Source organism: Enterococcus sp. AMC1251 (assembly GCF_058216535.1).
On sequence record NZ_CM177098.1, the window covers coordinates 2,369,840 to 2,381,939 of the forward strand.

Consider the following 12,100-nt stretch of genomic DNA (forward strand, 5'->3'; position numbering starts at 1 on the left):
TTTAGACTTCCTCCTCAGAAATTAATTTTGCTGCAATGGCTAAAGCAATGACTCGCTCTGCTCGTTCAACAATTGGTTTATCCACCATTTTTCCATTCACTGAAATGACACCTGAACCTTTCGCTTCTGCTTCACGGATGCCCCAGATAACTTCTTTCGCATTTTGGATTTCTTTTTCTGTTGGTTCATAGACACTGTTTACTAATGGTATTTGACGTGGATTAATCACAGACTTACCATCAAATCCTAATTGCTTGATCAACTTAACTTCTGCTAAGAAGCCTTCCGTATTATCAACATCTGAATAGACCGTATCAATTGCGGCAATTCCTGCTGCTCTTGCTGAATGAAGGATAAAGCTACGGGCAAAAAATAATTCTTGTCCATCTGGATAGCGGTGTGTTTTCATATTTGTTACATAATCTTCTGCTCCAAGTGCGATACCAATCAAGCGATCACTTGCTTGTGCAATTTCTCGCGCATTTAAAACACCTTCAGCCGATTCGATTGCGGCCATCATTTTTGTTGTCCCAACGCTTACGCCATATTTTGTTTCCATTTCAGTGATCACAGCTGCCACATCCACAATATCTTGAGCTGTTTCTGTTTTTGGCAAGCGGATTACATCAACGCCTGCTAAAACCATCGCTTCAACATCTTGACGCCCCACTGTATCTAAGCCATTGATTCGAACGACCGTTTCTACAGTCGAGTAATCAAATGTTCGTAAAGCATTATAGACAAGTAAACGCGCACTATCTTTTTCTTTTAAAGAAACAGCATCTTCAAGATCAAACATCAGCGAATCAGCCCCATACAAGGTAGCATCTCTTAGCATTGAAGCATTCGCTCCAGGTACAAACATCATCGTTCTTCTTAAGCGTTCCATGTATTTAACACCTGCCAGTCTACATTTTCTTCACCAGCAGCGCGGAAAACTGCCGCCACTGTTCGAGCTTGAATGGTACAATCCAATGCGCCCTTATCAATCGCCTGAACCTTTGCGTCAGTAACCGACAAATTAGTTAAGGTCTCTTGTATTTTTTCACGAATTTGACGTCCAAATTGCTTTTCAACACTGCTGTCTAGTTCAATGAGAATTCCTTGTCCGCTGTTTTTTCCAATTGTAATCATAATATCGCTTGATTCGGTTGTACCAGCAGATGCGTTTTGTTTGATTTCCAAAATATACACCTCATTACTTATTTTTTTGTTTGAGTATTTCTTCAAAAGTTTTGGGCGGAACAAGAGGCTTAATCGCTGCATAATTTTCCTGATCCATTAAAGCTCGCACTCTGGTAGCACTGATAGTTTCTTCACCAATCTTTTTTCTTGGCAAAATAATCAGCTTTAATTCAGAACCAAAAGTCTTTTTCATCGCCTGATTGTAAATTTCAGTTACTTGTGAAAATGGTTCTTCTCCAACAAATCTGGTTGAAATTGACAGAGCAGAGGCAATCTTTTCTTTAAATAAAGTGGCATCCAAAACAGCCTGGACTTTAGCAACACTAGCTTTCGCCTGATCCTTCAAAAAATAAGATGGAAAAGTTGCACTGGATACCATATATTCTCTTGTTGGCAAAACGACCACATTTGCTAAATGACTTGTTCCTTCTTTTACCAGTTCAAAACGTGTCTTTGTATCAAAGCGTGAACGCTCCTCAGACAAAACAAAAAGATAAACCGTTTCCGCACGTTTAGCTGCTTCTGTCACTAAATATAAATGGCCATTTGTAAATGGGTTTGCATTCATTACAATTGCTGCATTGCGCTTTGTCATTCGCTGATGCTTTTTAAGTTCTCCTAGATAATCTTCAAAATCAGGAAAGCCCTGTTCCATAAAAACCAGTTCAGTTGTTGCTGCAATTTTAGTAAAACCTAAAGAATGAAACAACTTACTGGTTTTTGGTTTGGTATACAAAAAATAATGCTGATCATCTATTTCCTGCAGCCTTTCTCGTAGTGCTTGAATAATGAGAGAAAGCAGGTTTTCATTTTGATAAGCGGGGTCAATTGCAACACATTTTAAAATATTTCGAAAAATCGATCCTGTTCCGACAAGTTTCTCCTCATCGTAGATACCGATTGTATAGTCTAACTGATCATCAGGTATTAGATCAGCTGTAATCAGAAAATCTGACCACTGTTGTTTTTTCACCTGATCTCGATCAAGCCAAATTCTTCTGACATTCATGGTCTAACACTTCCTACTTCTTCGGTGGAAATAATTTGTTTAACATAAAAGACGCAAAGTAAATCACAAAAATGACAACAAATACGCCTCCCCACCCAAAGATCAATAGCTCAAATGATTTTAGTAAATCAGCTGACATAAGCCAAACTCCTTTCCTATTCTTCTATCAAACGCCTACGCAAGCAATGCCAATAATAACCCACCTGCAATAACAGACGCGATCTGTCCAGATACATTTGCACCTGCAGCATGCATTAAAATAAAGTTCTGCGGATCTTCGTCTGTTGCCATTTTTTGGATCACTCGACTAGACATTGGAAACGCAGAAATCCCTGCCGCACCAATCATCGGATTGATTTTTTCTTTTCTAAATAGATTCAATAATTTGGCAAACAAGACGCCACCAACTGAGTCCATTACAAAGGCAACTAATCCAAGACCAATAACCATTAAAGTATCAACCTGCAAAAATTCTTCATACTGCATTTTTACTGAAATCGCCAAGCCAAGCACAATACTGATTATGTTTACCAGCTCATTTTGCGCTGTTACAGATAAACGATCTAAGACCCCGCACTCACGTAGCAAGTTCCCAAACATTAAAAATCCTACTAATGGAAGAGATACAGGTGCTACCAATCCAGCAACAACCGTAATGACGACTGGGAACAAAATCTTCGCTGTTTGTGATACTTCGCCAGCACGATACGTCATACGGATTTTGCGTTCTTTTTTTGTTGTAACTGCTTTGATTGCTACTGGTTGGATAATAGGAACCAAGGCCATATAAGAATAAGCTGCCACCATAATCGCACCCATGTATTTCGAATTCAACGTGTTCGCAACGAAGATAGACGTTGGTCCATCCGCTGCTCCGATAATTCCGATAGAAGCTGCATCATTTAAATCAAAGCCTAATAAAACGGCCGCAATAATCGTAAAGAAAATTCCAAATTGCGCGGCTGCTCCAAATAATAATAAAAATGGATTTTGTAATAATGGCCCGAAATCGATCATAGCGCCAATACCGATAAATAGTAACAATGGAAATAACTCTGTCGAAATTCCTATATCAAACAACACTTGAAACGGGCCAGCTTCTCCGCCAGCGCTTAATACACCAGAATTAGGAAAATTGACTAAAATTGTTCCTAATCCCATCGGTACAAGTAAGGTAGGTTCATACTCTTTTTTGATCCCCAAGTACATCAGGATGCCTCCGATGATCATCATTACAATACGTCCAGGCTCCTGACCCATGCCCACTACGCCTTCAATTAATGTCTCCACAAACGTCACTTCCTCTTTTTTAATTAAACTACTTTTTTCTTTTTTAGCCGATTGTAATTAATGGTTCTCCAGGATTGACCATATCACCTTGCTTAACATGTATTCCTGTGACCGTGCCCGTTTTACCAGCTACGATTTCATTTTCCATTTTCATGGCTTCAAGAATCATTAATGGCTGATTTTCCTGCACCGTATCGCCAACATTTACCAAAATTTTCAAGATTGTTCCAGGCATCGGTGATGGCATTGCATCATTTCCAGCTGGTGTACTTGCTACAGGAGCTGGTGTATCCGCTGGGACAGGCGCTGGTGTCGCTTCTGCCACAGGTGCTACTGGTGCTGCGATTGGTGCTTGCGGCACACCGCCAATTTCTTCCATTTCTACTAAATACTCTTTTCCATCAATTGAGATTTTGAACTTACGTAACATTTCTTTTCCTCCTAAAATTAAAAGTGTAATGGGCTCGTTCAACTCTGACTGAAAAATAGGAAAAATCGACTGTGATGCTTTTTGTCACATTCAATTTTTATCTTTTTTCCGAAGACCTTCAATCCTTAGAGCTTTAGCTCTTAGGAATTGTTGAGATCGGAGCAGAGTGTAGCGTTAGCCCATGGAATTAGATAACACATTGATAACAACATTTCGTTAAATAATGAAAAACGAATCAGTCTTTTTTTCCTTGATAGACTGAATAACAAACTGACTCTCTGCGTTATCAGCCGATGCAATGCTAGTTGCAATCACAGAGACCAACTGCGCTTCTGGAGTTCTTTTTAAAATGCGTTTAATAATGAACTCACTTTCAGGACGATCTCCTGCAGCAATTGCTGTTGCGATCAATGAAACAAATCGATATTCTGTAGTTTCTACTGGGATATATCCAGCAATTTCTTGCCACTCCTCTTTTTCCTCTATTGTAGAGGAAAACAGTTGCTTATCCGTTTTTATTTCTGTTTTTTCTTTATTAAACAGCCGTTCAAATAGACCCATGAACTCACATCCTTTCTATTTATGAATTCATTATAGGTAAAAACGATTACAATAAAATGAAATCATCAACCTCAAATTGTTCTTTCGCTGTTCCTCTTTGCACAAAATATTCCAAAACTCAAAAAAACGTTGTTATATCAACGTTTTAGAGCATTTAAGGTTTTATTAATATCTTATTAACATCTCTTTAAGAAACCGCTATCATTCGTGTTTTTTTGGTGTTCTTTTTCCACTTGTCGTCTATTTATCTGAAGTTTCTTGGATTAAACTTAGCCTTGTTAACGAAACAAGAAAGGGCTTTCTAATTTTATCTTACTGTTATTTTTCTATAGACCCAACACCACAAGGAGACGCCCGATTGTTTCGGAAAACGAATTTAGTGTTGAAGGAGAGAAAAAAATGTTATTAACTGTTTTGTCTTATGTGATGATCATTGTCTTTATGTTTGTGATCATGAAAAAGAAAATGTCACCGTTTACAGCTCTAGTTTTAATTCCGCTGATTTTTGCTCTAATCGCAATGTTTGCGGGTGTTTCTAAGAAAGGCTCTATCGGAGACTTTGTTATGGAAGGAATCAAAACAACATCCACTACAGGTATCATGTTATTGTTTGCCATTCTTTATTTTTCCATTATGTTGGATGCAGGATTATTTGACCCAATTACAAAAAAAATGATCCACATTGCAAAAGGTGATCCCATGAAAGTCTTGATCGCTACAGCCGTTGTTGCTGCAGCTGTTTCTCTTAATGGAGATGGAACGACAACTACCTTGATTTGCTGTTCTGCTTTTATTCCTATCTATAAGAAACTTGATATGAAATTGATGAACTTAGCCGTCATTGTTATTTTACAAAATACGATCATGAACTTACTACCTTGGGGCGGACCGACTGCTCGTGCGATGAGTGTTTTAAATGTTGGTGCTGAAATTTTAGCGTATCTGATTCCTGGTATGATCATTGCATTACTGTATGTGATTTTCATTGTGGCGCCTTCTATGGGTCGCAAAGAGCGTGCTCGTCTTGGAATTAAACAATTAACAGATGAAGAGATCGATGCAATGACAACTGTTACAGACGAAGAAACATTGGCGATCCGCAGACCTAAGATTTGGTTATTCAATGCCATCCTGACAATTTCATTGATTGCATTGTTAGTAACGGATTCGTTCGTTGGACTTGGTTTACCACCGTTGTTCTTATTCTTAACTGGTACTGTCATTGCCTTAATGGTCAACTATCCTGTTTTAAAAGATCAATCCTCTCGTATTGGGGCAAATGGCGGCGATGCTGTTCAAGTAGTTATCTTGGTTTTTGCAGCAGGCGTTTTCATGGGACTTTTCCAAGGGACTGGTATGGCAGATGCATTAGCTCAAAGTTTCACAAAAATTATTCCAAATCAATTGGCTGGTTTCTTGGGCTTAGTGATTGCGTTGATTTCCGCTCCAGGTACTTTCTTTATTTCAAATGACGGGTTTTACTTTGGTGTTTTACCTGTTTTAGCCGAAGCTGGTCGTGCTTACGGATTTACAGATATGCAAATGGCGTTGGCTTCATTGATGGGGCAAGCATTCCACTTATTAAGTCCGTTAGTTGCCTTCATCTATCTATTACTTCGCTTAACTGGTTTGGATATGGGGCAATGGCAAAAAGAATCAGCTAAATGGGCGTTGGGAATTTTCGTTATCTTTGTTGTAACGATTATCTTGACTGGTCATATGCCACTTTATATTCCGCAATAACTATTTTTGTTCATTGAAAATCGTACATTTCATAAAAAGAGCTGTGCGATTTTCTTATCTTTTTCTTAGCAAGATAGAATCAAAATATTCATTTACTTTTTCTACTATTAATCTGTAAAGGAGTAATCAGATGAGCAGAATATCAGAAGCAGTTGGAAAAAATTTAGATTTAAGTCTCAATGAACCGCTGAAAGAACTTGTTTATAAAGCCTTCAGAAAAACAATCATTTTAGGTGAGATTCCGGCTGGACAACGGATCAATGAAAAAGAGTTTTCTGAATTGATGAATATCAGCCGGACGCCAATTCGCTATGCGTTGCAAAAATTAGTTGAAGAAGGATTGGTTGATCATGTTCGTGGTGTGGGGATTATGGTTCGAGGAATTTCACTCAATGATGCTAACGAAATTTATGCAATTAGAAAATCGTTAGACGTTTTAGCTACGCTCACGGCAATGAAGGAAATGTCATCTGAAGATTTTGATGAATTGAAAACACTGTTGGAAGAAACAGAGCGTTTGAATGAAGCTAATGAAATCGATCAAGTGCTACAAAAATTTTCGGATTTTAATGAATTGATTTATGAAAAAAGCAAAATGTTGCGATTAAAATCAATCGTCATGAAATTACGTGAATACCTTGTCTATTTTAGAGATATCTCGATTCGTTCTAAAGAGCGACGAGATAAAGCATTGAATGAACATTGGCTGATATACAAATGTATGATGAATCAGGAAGAAGAACAATTGGAATTATTGATTACTGAGCATTTAGACTATTCTCAAACATTTATTCTAAAGGAAATGGAAAAACATTTAAATGAAACAACAACCTAAAAAAGCGACGCCTCAGTTGATTGGTGAATTCGCTTTACAAGCATTACTCTATGAAGCCGCTCTTTATCCTAAACCAGGTCTAGTTGATCCTAAAAGTTGCGGCGCACATGCAGACATGAATTATTTTACGTTTATAGATAGTAGTGCAGCCCTTGCGCCATTTTTCGTTGAGTATGTTCATTTGGGTTTTACTCATGACGGAACCCCTTTAGACTTATTTGAAAAAGTTCGGACACTCGGACAACAAGCAGAAACTGCAATGTTGAGCCAAACAGAAGGGATCAATACCCATAAAGGAGCAAATTTTTCTTTTGCCTTGCTTTTAAGTGCCGTAGGAAAAATAATGAATGAGCAACAACTCGAAATTCCCTTTTCAGAGCAAAATACAGCAGCTATTTTCAGCTATGTAAAGCAGATGACACAAGGATTACTTTCAAAAGATTTTTCTGGTTTAGCGCAAAAACAACAATTGAGTTACGGAGAAAAACTTTATTTAGAACATGGTATCGTTGGAATTCGTGGTGAAGCAGAATTAGGCTATCCAGCACTTAGAACGATTGCACTGCCGTTTTTAAGACAGCATCAAAAAAGTGAGCAGCGAATCCTATTTCTACTATTGCTCCTACACTTAATGGCCACGATCGAAGATTCTAATGTGATTAATCGCGGTGGATTCACAGCTTGGCAAAACGTCAAAAAGCAAGCCTCTGAATTGGTACAAATTTTTTCCATAAACAGTTCAGAAAAAGAGCTAGAAGATGCGTTGATTCTTTTTGATCAACAGCTTATCAAAGAAAATCTTAGCCCTGGTGGATCAGCTGATTTATTAGCGTTGAGCTTCTTTTTTGGTCGATTAGAAGGTCTATTATAAGTTTTTACATACAGCTAACAATGCGCAAACAGCTGATGACCATTGTTGATCATCAGCTGTTTTACAAATAGAATATCCCAAGGTTAAACATCGGCTCCGGCATCTTTGCCTTCTGGATTAAAAAGGTAACCAATCCCCCAAACAGTTTGTAAGTATTTTGGCTTTTTAGGATCATCTTCAATTTTATTTCTTAGGTAATTAATATATACCATAATCAGATTTTTATCCATGTCTCCATCACTCCAAACACTAGCATAAATCTGTTCTTTACTAAACACTTGGTACGGATTTTCCATGAAAAATAAGATCATCATAATTTCTTTAGAGGTCATATTGACAATCACACCGTTTTTACTAAACTGAAATTGGTTTTTATCAAAAGAAAAAATTCCATCTCGCAAAACTGTCTCCTCACGTTGGTGACTTAGTGTCAATAACTGCTCTGTTCGATTTAATGTACTGACGACTTGCGCTCGTAATACATTTGGCGCAAACGGTTTAGGAAGGTAAACATCGCCACCAGATTCTAGACCACTGATAATATCGTTCTCGCTTTTTTTCCCACTGACAAATATGATCGGTGTCAAAGGCTGACGTTCCCGAATCAATTGAGCCAAATGGTACCCATCATTTTCATGTTCTAAACTAACATCTAATAGAAACAATTGAAACGCTACTCTATCCATGATATCTAATGTTTTTTCAATCGTATCACTTTGGTACACCAACAATCCCGTTGACTGAAGCGATTTCCAAATCAATCGGCGAATTGCAGGATCATCATCTACCACTAAAATTTTTTCGTTCCGCAACATGTACACCTCATTACTCTTATCACTCTATCTATACAATAGCGGAATTGTCTTTAAATTTCAACATGAACTTGGTATGATATGAACAAACTTTTAAAAGGAGATAGACCAATGGAACGAAAAACTAGAATTGTGAACATTATGATTGCAGCGATCATTGCCTTTATTGTTGTATCCGTTTTTTTTGCAATTCGCGGCTTTTCCGTTATTCGCAAAACAACCACTGCTAGCGGACAAGATTTTTTATTGCAGTCGACAGAATATGTTGGAAAAGTAATCCAGCTTTCTATGAAAAATCGGCACCAAGCACTTAATTATCTGGCTATCGATGGGCATTTAAAGAATAGTAAGGATCCAGCAACTTATCTAAAAAACAGTTCTTCTTCTCTGAATACATTTTTTGAATCATTAAATGATGAAGCAGATGCACTTTTTTATATGGAGCCAGATGGAACACCTTTATACGCTTTTCACTGGGATTCCAAGAAAAAACAAGTATCGATTGTGGATATTCAAACCATCCATCCATTTATTAGTCATGATTTATCCTTGAAACAGCTGTTGACTAAACCAACTGCTCAAAATGGTGATTCCTATTTTATCGATAAAAAGGCCTATATTAACTTTTACCAAGAAATCAAAACTTCCTCTGGTGCTATCGATGGTTACTTGATTTTACCGTTAAATTTAGAAGCTTTTTATAAGAATTTTCTACAAGATTTTGAAGTAGACTATAAAGGCTATCCAATGATTAAAGATCAATCGATGACGGTTGTCATGCATCCTGTAAAGCAGCAAGTCGGTTTAGATATTATCAACGACCGAGAAAAAATTTATCCTAACTTTGATTATTCTGATTTAAAACGCTTGGAAAAATATCAGTTAAACCATCTTTCTGGAAAATTAACCTATAAATCTTATTGGTGGGATGAAGACACGCCAACAGAGGTCTTAAAAATCAGCGCTTTTCAGTGGATTGATGTCGGTCTTGCTCATTGGGTCGTTGCGATCAATGCAGATTATAATGAGCGAAATGATGATATTATTAATTTTGTAATCATCTTATCTTTCCTTTTGGTCTTACTATTGCTGTTGATCATCATCTGCTCACTCTTTATTCATAATTTTAGAAAAAAGGAAGCGATTGAAGCTGAAAATCGCCAATTAATCGAAAAACAAAAACAACAAAAAACACAGCATCAACTTGAATTAGAGCTATACCAACGAAATAAAATGGAAACGGTCGGTTTATTAACAACTTCAATCGTCCATGATATGAACAATTTTTTAACACCAATCATCGGCAACACACAATTGTTATTAGAGGAGCATGGAGAAGATCCCGTATTGAAAGCAGATCTAGAAGAAATTTTGCATTCTGCTCAAAAAGGCAAGCAACTCTCTACAAATGTACTGCGCTTTTCTAAACCTCAAAAAAGTGTTCAGGAATGGATGGATATCTCTGCTGCTATTGGCGTAGCTACTCATTTAATTGGCGAAATCATTCCTAAAAAAGTTCAACTGACCTTATCCATTCAAGAAAATTTAGGGACAACTAAATTAGAAGAAATCGATCTACAGAATTTAATCTATAACTTGATCACCAATGCCTACCAGGCAACAAAAAATAACGTAAACAAACCACAAAAGATACAAGTAACTGTAAAACCAGCCCCAAAAGAAATAACTACTCTACTAAAAACAAACAATCACCGAATGAGTCACATTGATCGCTTTGTTACTCTAGAAATTTCTGACAATGGTTCTGGGATCCCGGTTGCGCTAAAAGAGAAAATATTCGAACCCTTCTTCACAACAAAATCTGCCGATGAAGGTACTGGTCTTGGTTTGTTTGCAGTAACTTCAATTATCGAAAAATACGAGTGGCACCTTTCATTAGATTCAAAAGAAAATTCAGGAACCAGCTTTTTTATCACGTTTCCAGTCCGTTCTTGTGAATAATTCAATCATAAGCATTCTTCTATTTTATTCATTTGAAGAATGTTTATTTTTATGCAAGTGTTTCTCATTCTTATAAAACGGACGTTATAGTATTTTTTTCTCTTTATTTTCGTTATACTAAAATGGAAATCATTTATTGAAGGAGTTTGGTTATGGGAATTTATTTTAGTCTTATCATGGGTATCATTTATCTTATCGGCGTATTCATTATTCCAAAATGGCGCAAAAATAAGGTGACTCAAGATTGGAAATTTTATGAATTACTTTGGTTTTCAATTTGTTTTATCCTTTATGTCATTTACCTAGAAATTCAGCTTCACACCTATTATTTTTTGATTCCTTCAAGTCTTCTATTACTTTTTCTTTTTAGTTATTTAAAAGAAAAGCGCAGATTAATAAACGGACTAGTATTCAACTTATTTCTAATCGTTGGTATGATTTATTTAAGTTATTTACTTTTCAAAACACTCAACCCATTGTTGATTGCTTTAGCAGGAATAGCGATAGTTGTCCTTATACTGCTTCTCTTGATCGGACTATATGCTTTAATTGTCTTCTTGTACTGGAATGCGATTGTAGTTTTGCGTAAAGAAGGTCATTCTTTAGCAAATTTATTAACATTACTTTTAGCAGTTGGGCTTACAGCCTTTCTAATTTTTAACCACTACTCAAGTCGAATTTTACCTCAATGGGCTTCTTTATTATTTGGGATCTTGCCGATTTCTATGGTCTATTTTTCTATCGTTTTCTATAATTTTTTAACTATTTCAATCATTTATCAATTTAATCAGCCTAAGTATAAACAAGATTTTATCATCGTTTTAGGTGCAGGTTTGATCGACGGAAAAACAGTGCCACCACTTTTAGGCAAACGAATTGAAAAAGCAATTCAATTTTACAACGCTCAATCTCAAGCTACCTTAAGTCCGCCTAAAATCCTTATGTCAGGCGGTAAGGGTGACGATGAACATATCGCTGAAAGTCTTGCGATGAAACGTTATGCCATTGAAAAAGGAATTCCGGAAGAAGATATTTTAGTTGAAACAAATTCAAAAAACACCTTAGAAAACATGAAATTTTCGAAAGAAATTATGGAAACGTCTTTTGGCGGAACAGACTATCATGCACTCTTCACTACTAATAATTTCCACCTATTTCGTGCAGGTCTTTTTGCGAAAATAGCTAATCTGAAAGTAGATGGAATTGGTGCAAAAACAGCCTTTTACTTTTTACCGAATGCTTTTTTAAGAGAGTTCGTTGCAATTGTAATGATGCATAAGCGTCTTCATTCAATCATCTGTGGGCTAATTGCTTTAATAATGATCTTCCTGGCTTTCGTGCAATTCTTTCTAATTTCTCGCTACTAAAAACTAAAACTAACATCTAACTTTAATACAGTATT

The 12,100-nt window shown here is 36.6% G+C and carries 13 protein-coding genes; 5 read left to right on the forward strand and 8 right to left on the reverse strand.

Going from position 1 to position 12,100, the window contains the following annotated elements; translation table 11 throughout:
* Position 1: 1 nt before the first annotated feature.
* The 7 genes from citE to AC4BBR_RS11190 all read right to left on the reverse strand — a co-directional run bounded on the left by citE (position 2) and on the right by AC4BBR_RS11190 (position 4,475).
* Positions 2-889: a citrate (pro-3S)-lyase subunit beta gene (gene citE, locus AC4BBR_RS11160; protein WP_490459613.1), complete on the reverse strand. Its 888-nt coding sequence runs from the start codon at positions 887-889 to the stop codon at positions 2-4.
* Entirely contained in the window at positions 877-1,185 is a 309-nt protein-coding gene (citD, locus tag AC4BBR_RS11165) for a citrate lyase acyl carrier protein (protein ID WP_490459614.1), read from the reverse strand. Before citD ends, citE begins: the two co-directional genes overlap by 13 nt.
* 13 nt (positions 1,186-1,198) lie before the next feature.
* Positions 1,199-2,194 carry a [citrate (pro-3S)-lyase] ligase gene (gene citC / locus AC4BBR_RS11170; protein ID WP_490459615.1) on the reverse strand — a complete coding sequence of 332 codons (996 nt, stop codon included), beginning with the start codon at positions 2,192-2,194 and terminating at the stop codon, positions 1,199-1,201.
* Between the two features lie 13 nt (positions 2,195-2,207).
* Positions 2,208-2,333: an OadG-related small transporter subunit gene (locus AC4BBR_RS11175; protein WP_490459616.1), complete on the reverse strand. Its 126-nt coding sequence runs from the start codon at positions 2,331-2,333 to the stop codon at positions 2,208-2,210.
* 35 nt (positions 2,334-2,368) lie between these two features.
* Positions 2,369-3,484 carry a sodium ion-translocating decarboxylase subunit beta gene (locus AC4BBR_RS11180; RefSeq protein ID WP_490459617.1) on the reverse strand — a complete coding sequence of 372 codons (1,116 nt, stop codon included), beginning with the start codon at positions 3,482-3,484 and terminating at the stop codon, positions 2,369-2,371.
* Between the two features lie 43 nt (positions 3,485-3,527).
* Positions 3,528-3,914, reverse strand: a complete 387-nt coding sequence (locus AC4BBR_RS11185; RefSeq protein WP_490459618.1) for an acetyl-CoA carboxylase biotin carboxyl carrier protein subunit — start codon at positions 3,912-3,914, stop codon at positions 3,528-3,530.
* Between the two features lie 216 nt (positions 3,915-4,130).
* On the reverse strand, positions 4,131-4,475 hold the full coding sequence (locus tag AC4BBR_RS11190; RefSeq protein WP_490459619.1) for a hypothetical protein: 345 nt from the start codon (positions 4,473-4,475) through the stop codon (positions 4,131-4,133).
* A gap of 399 nt (positions 4,476-4,874) precedes the next feature.
* On the opposite strand from AC4BBR_RS11190, the gene AC4BBR_RS11195 reads away from it, so the two are divergent.
* From AC4BBR_RS11195 to citG, 3 genes are all read left to right on the forward strand, one after another.
* Positions 4,875-6,218 (forward strand): CitMHS family transporter, encoded by a 1,344-nt coding sequence (locus tag AC4BBR_RS11195; protein WP_490459620.1) that lies wholly within the window; start codon positions 4,875-4,877, stop codon positions 6,216-6,218.
* A gap of 130 nt (positions 6,219-6,348) precedes the next feature.
* The gene (locus AC4BBR_RS11200) at positions 6,349-7,053 is read left to right on the forward strand and encodes a GntR family transcriptional regulator (protein ID WP_490459621.1); all 705 of its coding nucleotides are present in this window, start codon (positions 6,349-6,351) and stop codon (positions 7,051-7,053) included.
* Positions 7,037-7,924 (forward strand): triphosphoribosyl-dephospho-CoA synthase CitG, encoded by an 888-nt coding sequence (gene citG / locus AC4BBR_RS11205; RefSeq protein WP_490459622.1) that lies wholly within the window; start codon positions 7,037-7,039, stop codon positions 7,922-7,924. Before AC4BBR_RS11200 ends, citG begins: the two co-directional genes overlap by 17 nt.
* 83 nt (positions 7,925-8,007) lie before the next feature.
* On the opposite strand, the gene AC4BBR_RS11210 is transcribed toward citG, so the two are convergent.
* On the reverse strand, positions 8,008-8,736 hold the full coding sequence (locus tag AC4BBR_RS11210; protein WP_490462113.1) for a response regulator transcription factor: 729 nt from the start codon (positions 8,734-8,736) through the stop codon (positions 8,008-8,010).
* Positions 8,737-8,847: 111 nt separating this feature from the next.
* Between AC4BBR_RS11210 and AC4BBR_RS11215 the strand changes: the two genes are divergently transcribed.
* Both AC4BBR_RS11215 and AC4BBR_RS11220 read left to right on the forward strand, forming a co-directional pair.
* Entirely contained in the window at positions 8,848-10,698 is a 1,851-nt protein-coding gene (locus AC4BBR_RS11215; protein WP_490459623.1) for a sensor histidine kinase, read from the forward strand.
* Between the two features lie 152 nt (positions 10,699-10,850).
* Entirely contained in the window at positions 10,851-12,065 is a 1,215-nt protein-coding gene (locus AC4BBR_RS11220; protein ID WP_490459624.1) for a YdcF family protein, read from the forward strand.
* Positions 12,066-12,100 lie beyond the last annotated feature (35 nt).